General features: G+C 68.4%; 16 protein-coding genes. 2 read left to right on the forward strand and 14 right to left on the reverse strand.

The features are described from left to right. Positions 1-24 precede the first annotated feature (24 nt). The 6 genes from F1643_RS15330 to F1643_RS15355 all read right to left on the reverse strand — a co-directional run bounded on the left by F1643_RS15330 (position 25) and on the right by F1643_RS15355 (position 8032). Positions 25-2109 (reverse strand): 3-hydroxyacyl-CoA dehydrogenase NAD-binding domain-containing protein, encoded by a 2085-nt coding sequence (locus F1643_RS15330; protein ID WP_194914070.1) that lies wholly within the window; start codon positions 2107-2109, stop codon positions 25-27. Continuing rightward, positions 2106-3347 (reverse strand): ABC transporter substrate-binding protein, encoded by a 1242-nt coding sequence (locus F1643_RS15335; RefSeq protein WP_194914071.1) that lies wholly within the window; start codon positions 3345-3347, stop codon positions 2106-2108. The genes F1643_RS15330 and F1643_RS15335 overlap by 4 nt, the downstream gene beginning before the upstream one ends. A gap of 104 nt (positions 3348-3451) precedes the next feature. After that, complete coding sequence (locus F1643_RS15340; RefSeq protein ID WP_194914072.1) at positions 3452-4300, reverse strand: alpha/beta fold hydrolase; 849 nt, start codon at positions 4298-4300, stop codon at positions 3452-3454. After that, positions 4300-4683 (reverse strand): hypothetical protein, encoded by a 384-nt coding sequence (locus tag F1643_RS15345; RefSeq protein ID WP_194914073.1) that lies wholly within the window; start codon positions 4681-4683, stop codon positions 4300-4302. The genes F1643_RS15340 and F1643_RS15345 overlap by 1 nt, the downstream gene beginning before the upstream one ends. Then, positions 4680-6872, reverse strand: a complete 2193-nt coding sequence (locus F1643_RS15350; protein ID WP_194914074.1) for an acetate--CoA ligase family protein — start codon at positions 6870-6872, stop codon at positions 4680-4682. Before F1643_RS15350 ends, F1643_RS15345 begins: the two co-directional genes overlap by 4 nt. After that, positions 6869-8032 (reverse strand): acyl-CoA dehydrogenase family protein, encoded by a 1164-nt coding sequence (locus F1643_RS15355; protein ID WP_194914075.1) that lies wholly within the window; start codon positions 8030-8032, stop codon positions 6869-6871. The genes F1643_RS15350 and F1643_RS15355 overlap by 4 nt, the downstream gene beginning before the upstream one ends. 111 nt (positions 8033-8143) lie before the next feature. Between F1643_RS15355 and gcvA the strand changes: the two genes are divergently transcribed. Together gcvA and pcaF are read left to right on the forward strand one after the other, a co-directional pair. After that, entirely contained in the window at positions 8144-9031 is an 888-nt protein-coding gene (gene gcvA / locus F1643_RS15360; protein ID WP_194914077.1) for a transcriptional regulator GcvA, read from the forward strand. Between the two features lie 189 nt (positions 9032-9220). Further along, a complete protein-coding gene (gene pcaF, locus F1643_RS15365; RefSeq protein WP_194914079.1) occupies positions 9221-10426 on the forward strand; it encodes a 3-oxoadipyl-CoA thiolase in 1206 nt (401 codons plus the stop codon). Positions 10427-10505: 79 nt separating this feature from the next. On the opposite strand, the gene F1643_RS15370 is transcribed toward pcaF, so the two are convergent. From F1643_RS15370 to F1643_RS15405, 8 genes are all read right to left on the reverse strand, one after another. After that, positions 10506-11432 carry an electron transfer flavoprotein subunit alpha/FixB family protein gene (locus F1643_RS15370; protein WP_194914081.1) on the reverse strand — a complete coding sequence of 309 codons (927 nt, stop codon included), beginning with the start codon at positions 11430-11432 and terminating at the stop codon, positions 10506-10508. A 189-nt stretch (positions 11433-11621) separates the two neighbouring features. Continuing rightward, on the reverse strand, positions 11622-12371 hold the full coding sequence (locus F1643_RS15375) for an electron transfer flavoprotein subunit beta/FixA family protein (RefSeq protein ID WP_194914082.1): 750 nt from the start codon (positions 12369-12371) through the stop codon (positions 11622-11624). 11 nt (positions 12372-12382) lie between these two features. After that, positions 12383-14548, reverse strand: coding sequence for a methyl-accepting chemotaxis protein (locus F1643_RS15380; RefSeq protein ID WP_194914083.1), 2166 nt, complete (start codon positions 14546-14548; stop codon positions 12383-12385). Then, the gene (locus tag F1643_RS15385) at positions 14548-15492 is read right to left on the reverse strand and encodes a branched-chain amino acid ABC transporter permease (RefSeq protein WP_255542850.1); all 945 of its coding nucleotides are present in this window, start codon (positions 15490-15492) and stop codon (positions 14548-14550) included. The genes F1643_RS15380 and F1643_RS15385 overlap by 1 nt, the downstream gene beginning before the upstream one ends. A 36-nt stretch (positions 15493-15528) precedes the next feature. Further along, positions 15529-16416, reverse strand: coding sequence for a branched-chain amino acid ABC transporter permease (locus tag F1643_RS15390; RefSeq protein WP_194914046.1), 888 nt, complete (start codon positions 16414-16416; stop codon positions 15529-15531). A 16-nt stretch (positions 16417-16432) separates the two neighbouring features. Next, positions 16433-17170, reverse strand: a complete 738-nt coding sequence (locus tag F1643_RS15395) for an ABC transporter ATP-binding protein (RefSeq protein WP_194913552.1) — start codon at positions 17168-17170, stop codon at positions 16433-16435. After that, entirely contained in the window at positions 17163-17930 is a 768-nt protein-coding gene (locus tag F1643_RS15400; protein WP_194914085.1) for an ABC transporter ATP-binding protein, read from the reverse strand. The genes F1643_RS15395 and F1643_RS15400 overlap by 8 nt, the downstream gene beginning before the upstream one ends. Then, complete coding sequence (locus F1643_RS15405; RefSeq protein WP_206692510.1) at positions 17927-19015, reverse strand: citrate synthase; 1089 nt, start codon at positions 19013-19015, stop codon at positions 17927-17929. Before F1643_RS15405 ends, F1643_RS15400 begins: the two co-directional genes overlap by 4 nt. Between the last annotated feature and the right edge of the window lie 67 nt (positions 19016-19082).

The following is a 19082-nucleotide window of genomic DNA, read 5'->3' on the forward strand; positions in this document are numbered from 1 at the left end:
TCTATCGAGCCATGTTTGATGGAATCAGGCGGCGGAAAGCACACCTGGATCGCAGAGCCGGAAGCCCGACCCGCCGAGCCCTCCCAGTCGCGCCAGCTCGGCCCTGAGCCATGCCGGATCCTGGCGGCCGGCCCAGAACAGCGGCCCGCCCTCCCAAGCCGGGAAGCCATAACCGTTGACCAGCACGAGGTCGATGTCCGACGGGCGGGTGGCGACCCCTTCGGACAGCAGGCAGGCGGCCTCGTTGACCATGGTCAGCAGCACCCGGGTGACGATCTCCTCGTCGGAAACGGCAGCGCGGGTGATGCCCTTGGCAGCCGACGCCGCTTCGATCAGCGCGGTCACTTCCGGATCCGGTTCGCCACGCTTGGCACCGGGCGGATACCGGTAATAGCCGGCCCCGGTCTTGCGGCCGAGCCGTCCGGCCTCGCACAGCCGGTCGGGAATCTCGACATAGCGGGCAGCCGGATCGCGGGTCGCCGCCTGCTGCCGACGCATGCGCCAAGCAATGTCCAGTCCCGACAGATCGGCGACCGCGAACGGCCCCATGGCGAATCCGAACCGTTCCAGGGCGGCGTCGACCTGGGTCGGCAGGGCGCCCTCTTCGATCAGGAATTCGCATTGGCGGCGGTAGGCGGCATAGATGCGGTTGCCGATGAAGCCGAAGGCATTGCCGGCCACCACCGGGAGCTTGCCCAGCCGCCTCGCCAGCGCGAAGCCGGTGGCGAGAACGTCGGGCGCGGTCTTCGCCCCGCGGACCAGCTCCAGCAGGCGCATGACGTTGGCCGGGCTGAAGAAATGCAGTCCCACCACGTCCCGCGGACGGCCGGTCGCCGCCGCGATGGCGTCGAGGTCCAGGTAGGAGGTGTTCGACGCCAGCACCGTTCCCGGCGCCAGCACGGCGTCCAGCCGGCGGAACAGATCCTGTTTGACCTCCAAATCCTCGAACACCGCTTCGATCACCAGATCGGCGGTGGCAAGCCCCGCCATGTCGGTGGTGGGATCGAGTGCCGCAAGCCGTTTGCCGGCCGCCTCTGCGCTCATCTTCCCAGCATCCACCCGACGGACATAGTGATCGCGCACCCGGGCCAATCCGGAGTCCAGCGCCCCGGCGTCGCGTTCCAGCAGCGTAACCGGCAGGCCGGCATCCAGCGCGGCGATGACGATGCCGGTTCCCATGGTGCCGGCGCCGACCACGCCGATCCGTTCCAGCCGTCGCGGCGCCACGCCCTCCAATTCGGGAAGGCGTGCCGAGTCCCGCTCCGCGAAGAACAGGTGACGGCGGGCGAAGGCTTCCGTCTCCAGGCGCAGTCGTTGGAAGACCGCACGCTCCTCCGCCAGCGCCTCGTCCAGCGGACGTTCGGCCGCAGCACGGACGGCACGGATCGCCTCCACCACCGGCGGGCGGCGCCGGCCGGCACGCAGGGCGGCGCCGGCGGCGGCCTCGATACGCTCGGCCGGCTCGGCCGGTACAGGGCGGTCGGCCACCCGGATTTTGCCGCCAGCCAGCTTCCGCGCATGCGCGATGGCGGCGGTGCGCAACGCCTCCACCCCCTCGCCCTCCACCAGCGCGTCGATCAGCCCGAGTGCCAGCGCGTCGGCTGCGGCCACCCGACGGCCTTCGCAGATCAGGCCGATGGCGGTGGAGATGCCGACGAGACGCGGCAGGCGCTGGGTGCCGCCGGCGCCGGGGATCATGCCCAGCGTCACTTCCGGCAGACCCACCCGCGTGCCGGGTGCCGCAACGCGGGCATCGCAGCCCAGCGCCAGCTCGAACCCACCACCCAGAGCCGCACCGTGCAGGGCGGCGACCACCGGCTTTGCACAGGCCTCGATGGCGGCGATGACGGCGGGAAGCTGCGGCTCCTCCAGCGGCTGGCCGAACTCGCGCAGATCGGAGCCGGCGATGAAGGTTTTGCCGGCGCCGATCAGCACCGCCGCTTCCAGATCGGGATCCGCCGCGACCGTCGCGACGGCGTCGAGCAACCCGCGGCGCACGGCGGTGGACCCGGCGTTGACCGGCGGGTTGTCGATGACGATCACCGCCACCCCGCCGTCGCGCTCCAGCCGGACCGTTCCGCCGGTCCGGTCATCCGGCCTGCCGGTCACTTCGTCACCAACGGGCAGCCACCCTGATCCATCGGACGGAAGGCCTTGTCGCCGGACACCGTCTCCAGGACCTTGTAGTAGTCCCACGCGCCCTTGGACTCAGACGGCTTCTTCACCTGCATGAGATACATATCGCGGATCACCCGGCCGTCGGGACGGATGGAGCCGTTCTTGGTGTAGAAGTCGTCGATCGGCGTCTTGCGCATCTGTTCGGCCACTTTGGTGGCGTCGTCGCTGTCGATCGCCTGGATCGCCTTCAGGTAATGGGTGACGGCACCATAGACCGCCGCCTGCAGGCCGCCGGGCGCCCGGCCGTTGAAGCGGTCCATGAACCGCTTGCTCCAGGCCCGGGTCTCGTCGTTCATGTCCCAATAGAAGCTTTCGGCGAAGGTCAGATCCTGCGCGCTCTCCAATCCCAGGGCATGGATGTCGGGCAGGTTGACCAGCAGCGCCGCCATCGTCTTGCCGCTGGCGGTGATGCCGAACTCGTTCGCCTGCTTGACCGCGTTGATCATGTCGGCACCGGCGTTCGCCAGCCCGATCACGCTGGCCGTGGATGACTGCGCCTGCAGCAGGTAGGAGGAGAAGTCCGCCGTGTTGAGCGGTGCCCTCACCGCCCCGGCGACGTTGCCGCCGTTGGCCTTGACCACGCGGGTCGCCTCGCCTTCCAGCGCGTGGCCGAAGCTGTAGTCGGCGGTCAGGAAATACCAGTCCTTCAGGCCGCGCTTGACCAGGGCGGTGGTGGCCACCGTCGGCAGGGCGTAATTATCGTAGGCCCAGTGCACGCCGACCGGCGAGCAGGCCTTCCCGGTCAGCTCCGGCGTGCCGGGGCCGGTCGCCAGGAACATGCGGTTCTTGTCGCGCGAGATGCCCTGGACGGATAGCGCCACTGCGGACGACACCACCTCGGTGATCGCATCGACACCCTCGACGTCATACCAGCGTCGGGCGATGCCGGACCCCACGTCCGCCTTGTTCTGATGGTCGGCCGAGACGATCTCGATCGTCGCGCCACTGACCGTGCCGCCAAAGTCCTCCGCCGCCATTTGAGCGGCCAGCACGGCGCCGGCGCCGACATTGTCGGAATATGGGCCGGACATGTCGGTCAGCACGCCGATCTTCACCGTCTTGCCGGAAATCTCGGCGGCCGCCCCTCCGGCCATACCGATGGTCAGCGCGGCGACGGCCGTGGCGGTCAGCGCCCGCAGACCGGGCACCCGAACAGTGATAGCACGCATGAAGAATCCCTCCCCGGGGAATTGGCGGCCACCGCCTTCGTCGTGGGCGGCGGCCGGTTATTGTCGAAGCGCCGGCAACTGGATGCTTGCCGTCGGAACGGCGCTCAGCGGTGGGCGATCTCGCTCAGGACCGGCAGCAGATGGGCGATGAAGCCTTCCGGATCCTCGCTCATCGGGAAATGTCCCAACCCCGGCATGATCGACACGGTGGCGCCGGGAATGCAGGCCGCGGTTTCCAGCGTGTCCGACGGCGAGCAGGAATAGTCGTATTCGCCGGTCAGCAGATAAAGCGGACAGCGGCTGGTGTCGATCTCGCTCAGCCGGTGGCGGATGTCGCCATCCACCTTGTAGAAATAGAGGTCGCCTTTGAAGATGCCTGGACCGCCCTGCATGTAGTGCCAGACCGTCTCCCAGCGATGGACGTCGGGCGCGTTCGGTCCGACCAGCCCGGCGGCGATGGCGGCGCAGACCTCTCCGCCATGCACGTCCGGATGATGCAGCCAGGTGGTGTCGTAATAGGGATGGACGTGAGCGGAGGATTGCAGCCCGATGATGGCGCGGAACTCCTCGGCATGCTCCATCGCCAGATGCAGCGCGATGCGCCCGCCGATGGAACAGCCCATCGCCACCGGCCGGTCCAGCTCCAGCGCCCGGCAGACCGTCAGGATGATGTCGGTGTAATCAGCGCTGGTCAGCTGATAGTCACCCTCCTGCCAGCCGGCGGGCGGTGAGGATTTGCCATGCCAGGGCAGATCGAAGGCGATGACGCGGTAATCGCGGGTGATGCGCGGGTCGTTCAGGATGCCGCGGAACTGGCGGCCGTCCGATCCGGCGGTGTGCAGACAGACCAGCGGAATGCCCTGCCCGGCCTCTTCGAAATAGATCCGGTGCTCGCGGCCCTTGTGATCCAGCCGCATGTAACGCCCGGTGATGGATTCGATCGTCGCACGCATCAGGCGGTTTCCTTCGGGCTGCGCAGGCTGGCCATCACATCCTTGATGTAGAGGAGATTGGCCATGAAGGGTTGCAGATTGCCGGACAGGGTCAGCTCCCCCCGCCGCAGCAGGGCGAACAGGTCGTGGAACCCCGGCGGCGGCAAGGGCTGCCAGAAGCGCTCCAGCGCATCGGGTCCGCAGGACAGGCCGAAGGTCCAGGACGGCATGACGAACGGCCCCTTGCGCACGTCGGCGATCCGTCCGCGGTCGATGGAAATCAGATAGGCGTCGGCGCCGATGTCCAGCCGCATCACCGCGGTCAGGAAGCGGCCGCGATGGACCAGCCGATCATTGGCGTTCACAAGCTCCGGCAGAGAGAGCACATCCGGCCTGGGCATCATCGGTTCCTCCCGGAACGGTTTTCTGGGTCGTTTTCTTTGGATTGGACAGGCTTGCGGAGTTCGGTGGCCGCATCCGTCGCCGCGAGCTGAACCAGGGCATCGACCGCCACCGCTCCCTGCCCGTCGGCCATCACCATCAGCGGGTTGATCTCCGCCTCCAGCACGGTCACGTCCTCGAGCAGGGCGAGGCGGGAGACGGCGACCAGCGCATCGGCGACGGCGCCGAGGTCGCCGGCCGTCCGGCCGCGATAGCCGGCCAGGGCCTGGAGCGCCTTCACCTCGGCGATCATCTCCAGCGCGGTGTCGCGGTCCACCGGGGCCAGCCGCAGGGCGCGGTCGCGGTAGATTTCGGTCAGCACGCCACCGGCGGCCAGCATCACCACCGGCCCGATCTGGTGATCGCGGCGCAGCCCGACCAGCACCTCGCCCACGCCGCGGGTCATCGGCTGGACCAGGATGTTCCGCACGTCCACACCCGGCCGCGCGGCCTCGACCCGGTCGCGGATCGCGCCCATGGCGGCGGACAGCGCGGCGGCATCGGCGATGTTCAGCACGACGCCGCCGACGTCGGTCTTGTGGGCGATGTCCGGATGCAGGACCTTGGCGACCACCGGATAGGCGAAGGGAAGTTCCGGCACCGGCTCGCCGACCGTCAGCACCGCGACCGGGGCATGGGGAACGCCGACGCGGGCAAACAGCCGGTAGGCCTCGGCCTCGTCGATGGACCGCCCGCCGCCGGGATGGACAGGTGCCGACGGTGCCGAAAGCTCGGGACGCGGCATCCGGCGGCCGAGCGCGGCGGCGATCACATCGCCGCAGGATTCCGGCGCGCGGAAACAGGGAATGCCGGCGGCGTTCAGGCGCAGCAGCGCTTCCGGCGCCTCCGGCACGATGAAGGCGGCCAGCGGCTTGTCATGCTCGCGCGCGCTGTCGATCACCGGCGCCACCGCCAGATCAGGCTGGAAGCGGGCGGAGGAGCCGACGGTCGCCAGCACCAGGTCGAATTCCGGCGCGGTCTGCAACACGCCCAGCGCGGCCTTCATCACGTCGTAGCGGGTGCCGGCCAGCGTCAGATCGACCAGACGCCCCTCACCCGCCGAGATTCCGACCTCGGCAAGACGGCGCACGGTTTCGGGGCTGGGGGCGGCGACCTGCACGCCGCGGATGGCAAGCTGGTCGATGGCCATGGCCGCGCCACCGCCGGTGGTGGTGACGACGCCGACGGCGGGCCGCCGACCGGCCACGGACGGCGGCCGGGGCGGCATCCGGTTGAGCAGAGGCATCACCTCGAGCAGCCCGTCGAAGGACTCCACGCGGGCGATCCCGCAATCGCGCAGGAAGGTGTCGGCGACGTCATCCTCCCCGGCAAGAGCGCCGGTGTGGGAAACCGCCAGTTCCGCCGCCTCCGCCGAACGGCCCAGCTTGTAGGCCGCCACCGGCTTGCCGCGCTCCGCCGCCGCCAGGGCGAAGCGGCGCAGCGCGTCGGCGTTGCGCATCGATTCCAGGAAGAGCAGATAGCCGCCGATCTTCGGATCGTCGAGCGTCGCCTCGCAAATTTCTCCGACCGACAGGTCCACCTCGCCACCGACCGACACCAGCCCGGCGAAGCCGACGCCGCGCGCCTTGCCGCGCGACAGCAGGGCGCCGATCAGGCTTCCGCTGTGCGAGGCGACGAACACCCCGCCCTCCGGCAGGTCGGGCTCGGCGAAGGCGGCGTTGGCGGTCAGGACCAGCCGCTCATGCACATTGACCACACCGATGCTCGACGGTCCGAGCACACGCACGCCGTAGGACCGCCCGATCTCGGCCAGCCGCCGTTCGCGCTCGGCGCCGGCGCCGCCCGCCTCGGAAAAGCCGCCGGCCAGGACGGTGGCGACCGGAATGCCCAGACGCCCGCATTCCTCCAACGCGGCGATGGCCGCGTCGGTGCCGGTCAGGATGAAGGCATGGTCCGGCCGTTGCGGCAGGGCCGACAGCGAGGCGAAGGCCGGCTCGCCCTGCACGGTGGCGCGGGTGGGATTGACGCTGTAGACCTCGCCGCCATAGCCGGCCCGGCGCAGGAAGCGCAGCGGGCGGGCGGCGGTCTTGGCGGCGTCGTCCGACACCCCCACCAGCGCCACCGAACGCGGCCGCAACAGGGCTTCGGCCAGGGCGGAACCCGTGCAGCCCTTGAGGGCGGCGCCGCTCACGACCGGCTCTCCCGCGGTGGACGCTGGTCGAAGCGGCGCTCGAACAGCTCTTCGGCGATGCGGTTCTTCAGGATTTCGATGGAGCCGCCGGCGATCATCCAGCCGCGCGTCCGTTTCACGCAATACTCGACCAGCGCTTCCTGGCTGTAGCCGGTGCCGCCCATGATCTGCAGGGCCTCGTTCGCGACCTCGAAGCCGGCGAGGTTGCAGGACAGCTTGGCGATCGAGGTTTCATAGGCCGACGGCAGGCCGTTGTCGGCATTGGTGGCGGCGCGGTAGAGCAGCAGCTGCGCGCTTTCCAGCTTCAGCGCCATGTCGGCGAACTTCCACTGGAGCCCCTGGAACTCGCACAGCGGGCGGCCGAACTGGATCCGCGTCTCGGCGTGCTCTTTGGCGAGGTTGAAGGCATGGCGGCCCAGCGCCAGCGCCCGCGAGGCATTGCCGATGCGCTCCACGTTGAAGCCGGAAATCTGCTTCTTGAAACCGCCCGGCCCCAGCAGGACATTGGCCTTGGGAATGCGGCAGTCCTCGAAATAGAGCTGGCACCATTCCTCGCCGCTCATGAAGGCGGAGGGCTGTCCAACGGTGAAGCCGGGGGTGCCGCGTTCGATCAGCACCGAACCGATGCCGCCGACGCCGGGGGCGAAGCGGACATAGATCAGGAACAGGTTCGCTTCCGGGCTGTGGGTGGAAAAGACCTTCGACCCGTTGATGACGTAGTGGTCGCCATCCTCGCGGGCGCTGGTCTTCAGATCGGTGACGGCCGACCCGGCATCGGGCTCACTCATGCCCAGCGCCAGCAGGTTGCGCCCGGCGAGCAAGTCGCCCAGCCAGCGCTCCTTCTGCTCGGGGCTGGCATATTCGGCGAAGGTGCGGATCGGCCCGAAATTGCCCGCCTGGACGACGTCGGCGCTCTTGGGGCAGACCAGGGCCAGCTCCTGGATGGCGATCACCGCGTCCATCAGCGTGCCGCCGATCCCGCCATCCTCCTCGCGGATGGTGATGCCCAGCAGGCCCATCTCCGACAGTTTGGCGGCCACGTCCCACGGAAAGGCCGGGGAGTGAGCGCGCTTCAGCGCGTCGGCGGCCAGCTCGGCGCGGGCAAAGCGGCGCACGGAGTCGGCGAAGGCGCGCTGTTCCTGGTTGAGTTGAAAGTCCATGGCTCCGACGGGGCTATCGATTTGCGTTGCAGACAATCAATCTCATTGACGAACAAGCGACAACTTCCTAGTTGTTAGCCTCCCATAACCTTTTGTAATGGTCCCCAGACGGTGCGCCCGATCCCTCCGCTCAATCCGCTCCACGTCTTCGAATGCGCCGCCCGGCACGGCAGCTTCACCAAGGCGGCGGAAGAACTGAGCGTCACCCAGCCCGCGGTCAGCCGGCAGGTCGCCTTGCTGGAGGATTACCTGGGGGTTCGGCTGTTCCACCGCGAAACCCGCGGACTGACCCTGACCACCGAGGGCAAGCGATACGCGTCGCAGATCGCCCCGGCTTTCCGCTGCATCGCGGAAGCGACGGACGAGCTGGTGTCCGCCCGTGCCGCCGCTCCCCTGAAGCTGCAGGTCTACGCAACCTTCATGGCGAAATGGCTGATGCGGCGCCTGCCGCAGCTGCAGACCAACCACCCCGATCTGCGGCTGCGCACCCGGACGGCGGTGACGCCGGTCGATTTCGCCCGCGACAATGTCGACGCCGCGATCCAGCTCGGCACCGGGGATTGGCAGGGCATGGAATCCGTCTTCCTGTTCGCCGATGAAATCCTGCCGGTGTGCAGTCCTGCCCTTCTGGCTGGAGGACCGCCGGTGAAAGCTCCGGCGGATCTGCTGCGCTACCCGCTTCTGCACTCCCACTACCGGCGGCGGGACTGGCCCGACTGGCTTGAGGCGGCCGGCGTGTTCCTCGACGAAACCCAGGAACCGCTGATGTTTCCCAGTTCGCTGCTGACCTATCAGGCCGCTCTCGACGGGCTGGGCATCGCGATGGGACAGCCGGCCATGCTGGAAACGGAGCTGCGAAGCGGCAGTCTGGTCCGTCCGATCGAACGGCCGCTGCGCCGCAATCTCGGTTATTACTTCGTGGTCCCGCCCAACCACCAGGACCGCGCGCGCATTGCGAAGGTGCGCAACTGGCTGCTGGAACAGGTGGCGGCGGGCTGACACCGACAGCCGACCCATTACCGCTGGTTATGCTTCGCCAAGTTTATGTCAGTTGCCGCATCCGTCCTGGCTTCCGATAGTCGGGGCTGCGGCCGGCCGCGTCACCGCTGCCGCGTTGCACCGCCATCATTCCGCCCACCAACGCGCCCGTTTCGCCCCCGGGGCGGCGGGCACCGGAAGGTCCAGTCCATGACCGAAGCATTTCTGTGCGACGCCGTACGCACGCCGATCGGGCGTTACGCCGGCGCGTTGGCGCCGGTGCGCGCCGACGACCTCGCCGCCATACCCTTGCGGGCATTGCTCGACCGCAACCCGTCCCTGGATACGTCGGCGATCGACGACGTAATCCTGGGCTGCGCCAACCAGGCGGGGGAGGACAATCGCAACATCGCACGCATGGCGGTTCTCCTGGCCGGCCTGCCCGAAACGGTGCCGGGAACGACGGTGAACCGTCTTTGCGGGTCGGGACTCGACGCCATCGCGCTCGCGGCGCGCGGCGTGCGCGCGGGCGAACAGTCGCTGCTGCTGGCCTGCGGCGCGGAGAGCATGTCGCGCGCGCCTTTCGTGATGGGCAAGGCCGATGGTGCCTTCTCCCGCGCGATGCGGCTGGAAGACACGACAATGGGCTGGCGCTTCGTCAACCCGCGTCTGAAGGCGTCGCACGGCGTGGACACCATGCCGGAGACCGCCGAGGCGGTGGCAGAGCGGTACGGCATCGAGCGCGAGGACCAGGACGCCTTCGCCCTGCGCTCGCAGCAGCGCGCCGGCGCTGCCCAGCGGAGCGGGCGCTTCGCCCGCGAGATCGTTGCCGTGCCCGTCGCCGGTAGCAAGGGCGCGATCACCGAAGTGACCGCCGACGAGCATCCGCGGCCGGAAACCACGCTCGATCAGCTTGCGACACTCAAACCGGTGGTTCGCGTCGGCGGCTCGGTGACTGCCGGGAACGCATCCGGCATCAACGACGGCGCGGCGGCGCTGATCGTCGCCGACGAGGCAGCGGCCAAACGCCATGGCCTGACGCCGCGTGCCCGCATCGTCGGCGCTGCGGTGGCCGGGGTCGAGCCGCGCGTGATGGGCATCGGGCCGGTTCCCGCGGTGCACCGCCTGCTCGACCGCTGCGGCGTGGCGCTCGACCGCATCGATGTGATCGAACTGAACGAAGCGTTCGCCGCCCAGGGCCTTGCCTGTCTCCGGGAGCTTGGACTGGCAGACGACGACCCGCGGGTGAACCCCAATGGCGGCGCGATTGCGCTCGGCCATCCCTTGGGGATGTCCGGTGCGCGGCTGGCCACGACCGCGCTGATCGAGCTGGAGTTGCGCGGCGGACGGTACGCCCTTTGCACCATGTGCATCGGCGTCGGCCAGGGCATCGCGCTGCTGCTGGAACGGGTGTAGCAAGGGCGCATGCCCGGATGAAGGAAAGGGCGGCCTCCCGATTGGGGGCCGCCCTTTTTGCTGCGCGGTGGCGCCGCACTCACAGCGCCTGCTGCAGCTCCGGCATTGCCTTGAACAGGTCGGCGACGAGGCCGTAGTCGGCGACCTGGAAGATCGGCGCCTCCTCGTCCTTGTTGATGGCGACGATCACCTTGCTGTCCTTCATGCCGGCCAGATGCTGGATGGCGCCGGAGATGCCGACGGCGACATAGAGGTCCGGCGCAACGATTTTGCCGGTCTGCCCGACCTGATAGTCGTTGGGCACGAAGCCGGCATCGACGGCGGCCCGGCTGGCGCCCACCGCCGCGCCCAGCTTGTCGGCGATGGACTCCAGCAGGTGGAAGTTGTCGCCCGACTGCATGCCGCGCCCGCCGGAAATCACGATGCGCGCCGAGGTCAGCTCCGGCCGCTCCGACTTCGACAGTTCGGCCGAGACGAAGCTGGACAGGCCGGGGTCGGCCACGGCGGCGACACTCTCGACCGGGGCGGCGTTGGTGGTGGTGGCGGCCTCGAAGGCGGTGGTGCGGACGGTGATCACCTTCACCGCGTCGGCCGACTGCACGGTGGCGATGGCGTTGCCGGCGTAGATCGGCCGCTCGAACGTATCAGCCGAGACCACGGCGGTGATCTCGGAGATCATCGCCACGTCGAGCAATGCCGCGACGCGCGGCAGCACGTTCTTGCCCACCGAGGTGGCGGCGGCGAGGACATGGCTGTAGCCGGGGGCGAGCGAGACCAGCAGGGCCGCCACCGGTTCGGCCAGGGCGTGTTCGTAGGCGGCATCGTCGGCGAGCAGCACCTTGGCGACGCCGGCCAGCTTGGCGGCCTGATCGGCGGCGGGAGCGGCGTTGCGGCCGGCGACCAGGACGTGGATGTCGCTGCCGAGTCTGGCGGCGGCGGTGACTGCGTGGGCGGTGGCGGGCTTGAGGCTGACGTTGTCGTGGTCGGCGAGGATCAGGATGGGCATGGCGGATTCCTCTGTCGGGCGGGGTGTGGGAGTGCAGTCACTTGCCCCCACCCCGACCCTCCCCCGCTCTCGGCGGACCGAAGGTCCGTCCGATGCGGGGGAGGGGGTAAGTGCTGATGCGGGAGGGTGGCGGAGTTCCCTCCCCTGCGGAGCGGGGGAGGGTTAGGGTGGGGGCACCGAAGCCGGCGCTCAGATCACCCGCGCCTCGTTCTTCAGCTTGTCGACCAGCGTGGCGACGTCCGGCACCTTGATGCCGGCCTGACGCTTCGCCGGCTCGGCGACCTTCACCGTGGTCAGGCGCGGCGTCACATCGACGCCCAGGCTGTCCGGCGTAACCGTCTCAAGCGGCTTCTTCTTCGCCTTCATGATGTTCGGCAGGCTGGCATAGCGCGGCTCGTTCAGGCGCAGGTCGGCGGTGACCACCGCCGGCAGCTTCAGCTCGACCGTCTCAAGGCCACCGTCGATCTCGCGCGTCACTGCGACCGTACCCTCACCGGCAACGACCTTCGAGGCGAAGGTGCCCTGGCCCCAGCCCAGCAGAGCCGCCAGCATCTGGCCGGTCTGGTTGCAGTCGTCGTCGATCGCCTGCTTGCCGAGGATCACCATCCCCGGCGCCTCCTTTTCGACCAGCGCCTTGAGGACCTTGGCGACGGCCAGCGGTTCGGTCGTCACGTCGGTCTGCACCAGGATGGCGCGGTCGGCGCCCATGGCGAGAGCGGTGCGCAGCGTCTCCTGCGCCTGGGTCGGGCCGACGGACACGACGACGATCTCGGTCGCCTTGCCGGCCTCCTTCAGGCGGACGGCCTCTTCGACGGCGATCTCGTCGAAGGGGTTCATGCTCATCTTCACGTTGGCGGTCTCGACGCCGCTGCCATCCGCCTTCACGCGGATCTTCACGTTGTAGTCGACAACCCGCTTCACGGGCACCAGTACCTTCATGACTTGAATCCCTATGCGGCTCTGATATCGGCGAGGAAGCGATCGATCTCCTGTTGGAGGTCACCCGCCTGCCTTGCAAGATGGTTGGAGGCGTTCAGAACCTCCCCCGCCGCTGTCTTGGTGGTATCGGCCGAGCGGGCCACATTGTCGATGATCGCGGTGACCGACCGGGTGGCGCTGGCGGCTTGGGCAGCGTTGGTCGCGATCTCGGCGGTCGCGGTTTCCTGCTCCTCCACCGCTTCGGCGACGATGCCGGAGATGCGTCCCAGATCCTGGATAACCGTGACGATCTCGGCGATGGCGGCCGCGGCTCCGTCGGTCACCGACTGCATGCTCCCGATCTGGGTGCCGATCTCGTCGGTTGCCTTCGCGGTCTGGGCTGCCAGATGCTTCACCTCGCCGGCGACGACGGCGAAGCCCTTGCCGGCCTCCCCTGCCCGCGCCGCTTCGATAGTGGCATTCAACGCCAGCAGGTTGGTCTGTGACGCGATATCATGGATCATCTGGATCACCGCGCCGATACGTCCGGCCGTTTCCACCACCACACGCATGGTCTCGCCGGCTTGCGCCGCCGCTCCGACGGCCGCCTCGGTGACGCGGCCGGATTCATCGATGTATCGGCTGATGTTGGCGATGGAGGCGCTCAGCTGGTTGGCTGCCGATGCCACCGTCCCGACGCTGGCGGAGGTTTCGTCGGCCGCAGCGGTAACGCCGTTCGCTTCGCCCAGCGTGCGGTCGGCACCGACACTCATCGACCGTGCCGTTGTCTCCAGCCCTTCGGCCGCCTCGGTCACGACCCGGACGATTCCGCCAACCCGGCGGTCGAAGTCCTGCATCATCCGTTCGAGCTCATGCGCCCGCTCGTCGCGCAGGGTGCGAACCCGTTCCTGCTCGGCATGAAGGCCGTCGGCACGAACGATCGCCTCCTTGAACACCTGCATCGCTCCGGCCATCTGGCCGATCTCGTCGCTCCGCTCGGTCGCGGGAATCGCCAGTTCGCGGTCCCCCTCGGCAAGGCGCTGCATCACCGTGCACATCGCCGTCAATGGACGGATGATGCCGCGGGCGAGAAGAATCCCCGCCAGGCTGATGACCAGCAGCAGAGCCGCTCCCACCCCCATCATCTGATTGCGCATGGCGCGGACGGGAGCCAGGATTTCCTCGACCGAAGCCTCGGCCAGGACCAGCCATTGCAGTCCCTCGTGGTCCACCGGCCGATAGGCGGTCAGCGTGGGCGATGTCCCGCCGAAGCGGGTCGCTTCCATCACGCCACTGCGATCCGAACTCGACCTGGCGATGGCGACGATGCCACCGCCATAGGGCGACAGGACCGTCAGACCGCCGGAAAAGCGCGGCGTGCTGCGCAGACCGCTATCCTCTGCGACCAGAAAGGTGTCTCCGGTCTCTCCCATTCCGTCGCTCACCCGCATGATGCGGTCGAGCCCGGCATACCCGATCCGGAACACGAGCGTGGCCAGATGCTGTTGGCCGCCATCGGGCGACCGCAGGACGATCGGCGCCGCGAGGAATGCCGAGGCATCGCCGCTGGCGGCAGGATAGGCCGTGAAATCCGCAAGAGTCGCCACGTCGGGACGGACATCGGCGCCGATCCCCTCCACCAGCCGGCGCAACGCGCCGTCGGCCATCGGCTTGGCGAAATCCTCGCCCTTGGCGGCGCTGTAGAGGATGGTGTTGTCCGGCGTCACCAACAGCACGTCGGCCAGCCCGCGCCGCTGCATCAGGTCGCTCATCCAGCCATGCAGGCGCAGATGTGCCATGTCGTACATGGCATTGTCGGCCGACTTCTCCAGCTTGTAGCGCTCGGCGGCCGGATAAGGGTTGTCGTCGACATAACGCTTGCGAAGTGAGGCGGTGACATCGCCACGGTCGGCTTCGATCCGCCATCCGCTGGTGAGCGCCACCACCGCGTCGCGCATGGATCGGGTGTTGGCGGTCAGCACGACATCGCCTTCCAACCCGTCGATGTACGACCGCACGCTGGCGGCGCGGGCATCGGCCAGCGCCACAAGCTTTTCGCCAGCCGCCACCCGCAGGCGGCTCGACGCGGCGGAATAGGCGAACCCGCCGAGCAGGATCGCCGTGACCACCGCGGCGCCGATCAGCGCTCCGGGGATCTTGTGGCGCAGCAGCAGATGCACGCCATTGATGCCGGCCATCAGAGACCTCCCTTTCCCGGCAGGCGGTGCAGGATTTCGCCGACGATGCCGCGGCGGAAAACGAGGACGCAGACGACGAAGATGCAGCCGATCACCACCGGCACCGGCAGGCTGGTGGCGGCAAGGTAGCTTTCCAGCGTCACCACCAGCCCGGCGCCGACCACCGGCCCCAACAGCGTGCCCATGCCGCCCAGCAGCGTCATCAGCACCACCTCGCCCGACATCTGCCACGTCACGTCGGTCAGGCTGGCGAGCTGGAAGACGATGGCCTTGGTTCCGCCGGCAAGGCCCGCCAGCGAGGCGGACAGCACGAAGGCGACCAGCTTGTAGCGGTCGGTGCGGTAGCCGAGCGACACCGCGCGCGGCTCGTTCTCGCGGATCGCCTTCAGCACCTGCCCGAAGGGCGAGTGGACGGTGCGCCAGATCAGCGCGAAGCCGGCGAGGAAGATCGCCAGCACGGTGTAGTACATGGTCAGCGGCTGGTTGAGGTCGAACAGCCCGAACAGGGTGCCGCGCGGCACGCCCTGGATGCCGTCCTCGCCATGGGTGAAGGGCAGCTGCAGCGCCAGGAAGAAGATCATCTGGCTCAGCGCCAGCGTGATCATGGCGAAATAGATGCCCTGCCGGCGGATGGCGATCAGGCCGAAGACCAGACCCATCGCCCCGGCCACCGCGGTGGCGGCGAGCAGACCAAACTCCGGCGCCCAGCCCCAGACCTTCACCGTATGGGCGGCGATGTAGGCCGCGCCGCCGAAGAAGGCGGCATGGCCGAAGCTGAGCAGGCCGGCGAAGCCGATCAGCAGGTTGAAGGCGCAGGCGAACAATGCGAAGCACAGCACCTTCATCAGGAAGACGGGATACAGCACGAAGGGCGCCGCGACGGCGACCGCCAGCAGGACGGCGGCGATCAGGACGGGGCCGGTGCCGCGGGAGGCCCCGCGCATGGCGATGGTGGTGGCGTTGCTGGCGACGGTCATGGATCAGCGCTCCCGTCCGAAGAGGCCCGCGGGCTTGATGAGAAGAACGATCGCCATCACGACGAACACGACGATGTTGGAGGCCTCCGGATAGAAGACCTTGGTCAGCCCCTCCAGCAGCCCCAGCCCCAGGCCGGTGACGATGGCGCCCAGGATGGAGCCCATGCCGCCGATCACCACCACCGCGAAGACGATGATGATCAGGTTGGTCCCCATCAGCGGCGACACCTGATAGATCGGCGCCGCCAGCACGCCGGCCAGCCCGGCCAGCGCCACGCCGAAGCCGTAGGTCAGCGACACCATCACCGGCACGTTGATGCCGAAGGCCTGGACCAGCGTCGGGTTCTCCGTCGCCGCGCGCAGATAGGCGCCCAACTTGGTGCGCTCGATGGCGAACCAGGTGCCGAAGCAGACGGTGAGCGAGGCGACGACCACCCAGGCGCGATAGTTGGGCAGGAACATGAAGCCCAGGTTCTGCCCGCCCTGGAGGGCGGCGGGGATCGGGTAGGGCTGGCCCGACACGCCGTACTGGTGGCGGAACGCCCCTTCCAGGATCAGCGCCAGCCCGAAGGTCAGCAGCAGGCCGTAGAGATGGTCCAGCTTGTAGAGCCGCGACAGCATCGACTTCTCCAGCGCGATGCCCAGCAGCCCGACCGCCACCGGCGCCAGCACCAGCGCCCCCCAATAGCCGATCCCGGCATAGGTCAGCAGCAGCCACGCCACGAAGGCGCCGACCATGTACAGCGCGCCATGGGCGAAGTTGATGACGTTCAACATGCCGAAGATCACCGCCAGCCCGAGGCTGAGCAGCGCATAGAAGGAACCATTGATCAGGCCGAGCAGAAGCTGCCCGAACAGGACTTGGGGCGGAACGCCGAGGAGCTGGAACATAAGAAAATTCTCCCGCTCATACGCCGAGATAGGTGTGGAGCTTGTCCATGTTGGCTTCGAGCTGGTCGTTGGGGATCATGTCGACCACATGGCCCTCCTCCATCACGTAATGGCGGTCGGCGATGGTGGCGGCGAAGCGGAAGTTCTGTTCCACCAGCACGATGGTGAAGCCGCGCGCCTTCAGCGCCCGCACCGCCACGCCGATCTGCTCGATGATGACCGGGGCCAGACCCTCGGTCGGCTCGTCCAGCAGGATCATGGTGGCGCCGGTGCGCAGGATGCGGGCGATCGCCAGCATCTGCTGCTCGCCGCCCGACAGCCGCGTGCCCTGGGTCGAGCCGCGGCCCTTCAGGTTGGGGAACAGGTCGTGGATCTGCGGGATCGTCATCCCGCCCTCTTTCACCACCGGCGGCAGCGTCAGGTTCTCGTCGACGCTGAGGCTGGAGAAGATGCCGCGCTCCTCCGGCACATAGCCGATGCCCAGCCGCGGGATCCTGTGCTGCGCCATGCCGATCAGCTCCTGCCCCTGGAAGCGGATGGAGCCGGTGCGCTTGCCCATGATCCCCATGATGGCGCGCATGGTCGAGGTCTTGCCGGCGCCGTTGCGGCCCAGCAGCGTCACCACCTCGCCCTGCCGCACCTCCAGGCTGACGCCGTGCAGCACATGGCTTTCGCCGTAATAGCCGTGCAGGTCGGCGATCTCCAGCATCGCCGTTCCGGTGTGGGCAGTCTTCGTCTGCATCCCGTCAGGCATGTCCGGTCCCCATATAAGCTTCCATCACCTGCGGGTTCTTGGAGACGACCTCGTACGGTCCCTCCGCCAGGATTTCGCCGCGGCGCAGCACGGTGATGGTGTCCGACAGGTGGGCGACGACCGACAGGTTGTGCTCCACCATCAGCACGGTGCGGTCGGCGGCGACGCGCTTGATCAGCGCCGCGGTGCCCTCGATGTCCTCATGGCCCATGCCGGCCAGCGGTTCGTCCAGCAGCATCACCTCCGGGTCGAGCGCCAGCGTGGTGGCGATCTCCAGCGCGCGCTTGCGGCCATAGGGCAGCTCGGCGGCGGTGTGGCCGGCCCAGGGGGTGAGGTTCACCGCCTCGATCAGCTCCAGCGCCCGGTCGTGCAGGTCGTAGAGCGACGATTCGGACTTCCAGAAATGAAAGCTGGTGCCGAGCGGCCGCTGCAGCGCCACCCGGACATTCTCCAGCACGCTCAAGTGCGGGAAGACGGCCGAGATCTGGAAGGAGCGGACCAGCCCCATCAGCGCGATGTCCGCCGGCTTGGTGCGGGTGATGTCCCGGCCCTTGTAGAGGATCTGGCCGCGCGTGGGCGTCAGGAACTTGGTCAGCAGGTTGAACACCGTGCTCTTGCCGGCGCCGTTCGGGCCGATCAGCGCATGGATGGTGCCGCGGCGAACCTGCAGGTTCACCTCCTTCACCGCCACGAAGCCCTTGAACTCCTTCGTCAGACCACGCGCCTCCAGGATGATGTCGTCGTTCGGTGCGGTGGTCATTCCTGTCCTTTCCTGGTCTCGGACCGGCCGTTCGGCGGCGGGCCGACATAGCGCGATGTTGGCCGCAGCATCCGTCCGGTGCGTTCCTGCTCGCGCACATGGGCCGCCCATCCGGCGGTACGGCTGGCGGCGAAGAGCGGCGTGAAGCCGGCACGCGGGATTCCGAGCGCCTCCAGCAGCAAGGCGGCGTAGAATTCCACATTGGTGTTCAGGGTGCGGTCGGGACGACGTGCCGCCATCACCGACAGAACCGTCCGCTCGACCGCTTCGGCGAAGGCGAGCCGACCCTCGGGGGCCCGGCTCGCCCCGGATCGCTGCAGCGCCAGGAGGGCGTCCTTCATCACATCCGCACGCGGATCGCGGATGTGATAGGCACGCGACCCGAAGCCCATCAGCCGTTCACCGCGGGCCAGCGCCGCGCCGACCCACTCCTCGCAGCTTCCAGCCTCGCCGATGGCATCCAGCATGTCGAGAACCAGGCCCGGTGCGCCGCCGTGCAGCGGTCCTTCCAACGCGCCTAGAGCCGCCACCGCGGCGGCCGTCAAACCGCCTCCGGTCGACGCGACCACGCGGGCCGTGAGGGTCGAGGCATTCACACCATGATCGACCATGGCGACCAGATAGCGGTTCAGTGCCCGTTGTTCCGCACCATCGACCTCCGCGCCACGGAGCATGCGCAACAGGTCGGCGGCGTGCGGCTGGGACAAATCCGGGGCTATGGGAGCCTGGCCGTCAGCCAGACGAACGGCCGAAGCGGCGGCGACCGCGGTCCCCGCCACCAGCAGCAGCGGCGTCATCGCGGCTCCCGGCAGCGAAGCGAGCAGAACACGCTGTCGCTCGATCACCGTGAGACCGGAGGGCAACGCCGCGAAGAGGGGAGACAGCCGTGTGAAGGCCTCGCACCGTGCCGCCGCCAGCGCCTCCCGGCTCATCGATCCCAGGATTTCCGTTTCCCAAAGGATCGCCACGACCTCTTCATAGGGCCGGTCGATCAGGTCGGGCAGTCGATGCCCGCGCATCACCATCTCGCCCGTCGCCGGGTCGCCCCCGCTCAGGCTGGTTTCGGCGGCCGATATCCGCTCCATCGTCATGCAGTCCGGTAAGGGGTGGGGGCGCCGCCGCCGGAAGGGCCGCGGCGGATTTGATGAAATC

Source organism: Azospirillum sp. INR13 (assembly GCF_015390205.1).
Lineage (GTDB): Bacteria > Pseudomonadota > Alphaproteobacteria > Azospirillales > Azospirillaceae > Azospirillum.

Coding starts and splice junctions, on each gene's coding strand:
- F1643_RS15335 (WP_194914071.1), bottom strand. CDS start 3,347: ATGCGTGCTATCACTGTTCGGGTGCCCGGTCTGCGGGCGCTGACCGCC.
- F1643_RS15340 (WP_194914072.1), bottom strand. CDS start 4,300: ATGCGTGCGACGATCGAATCCATCACCGGGCGTTACATGCGGCTGGAT.
- F1643_RS15345 (WP_194914073.1), bottom strand. CDS start 4,683: ATGATGCCCAGGCCGGATGTGCTCTCTCTGCCGGAGCTTGTGAACGCC.
- F1643_RS15355 (WP_194914075.1), bottom strand. CDS start 8,032: ATGGACTTTCAACTCAACCAGGAACAGCGCGCCTTCGCCGACTCCGTG.
- pcaF (WP_194914079.1), top strand. CDS start 9,221: ATGACCGAAGCATTTCTGTGCGACGCCGTACGCACGCCGATCGGGCGT.
- F1643_RS15370 (WP_194914081.1), bottom strand. CDS start 11,432: ATGCCCATCCTGATCCTCGCCGACCACGACAACGTCAGCCTCAAGCCC.
- F1643_RS15375 (WP_194914082.1), bottom strand. CDS start 12,371: ATGAAGGTACTGGTGCCCGTGAAGCGGGTTGTCGACTACAACGTGAAG.
- F1643_RS15380 (WP_194914083.1), bottom strand. CDS start 14,548: ATGGCCGGCATCAATGGCGTGCATCTGCTGCTGCGCCACAAGATCCCC.
- F1643_RS15385 (WP_255542850.1), bottom strand. CDS start 15,492: ATGCGCGGGGCCTCCCGCGGCACCGGCCCCGTCCTGATCGCCGCCGTC.
- F1643_RS15390 (WP_194914046.1), bottom strand. CDS start 16,416: ATGTTCCAGCTCCTCGGCGTTCCGCCCCAAGTCCTGTTCGGGCAGCTT.
- F1643_RS15395 (WP_194913552.1), bottom strand. CDS start 17,170: ATGCCTGACGGGATGCAGACGAAGACTGCCCACACCGGAACGGCGATG.
- F1643_RS15400 (WP_194914085.1), bottom strand. CDS start 17,930: ATGACCACCGCACCGAACGACGACATCATCCTGGAGGCGCGTGGTCTG.
- F1643_RS15405 (WP_206692510.1), bottom strand. CDS start 19,015: ATGGAGCGGATATCGGCCGCCGAAACCAGCCTGAGCGGGGGCGACCCG.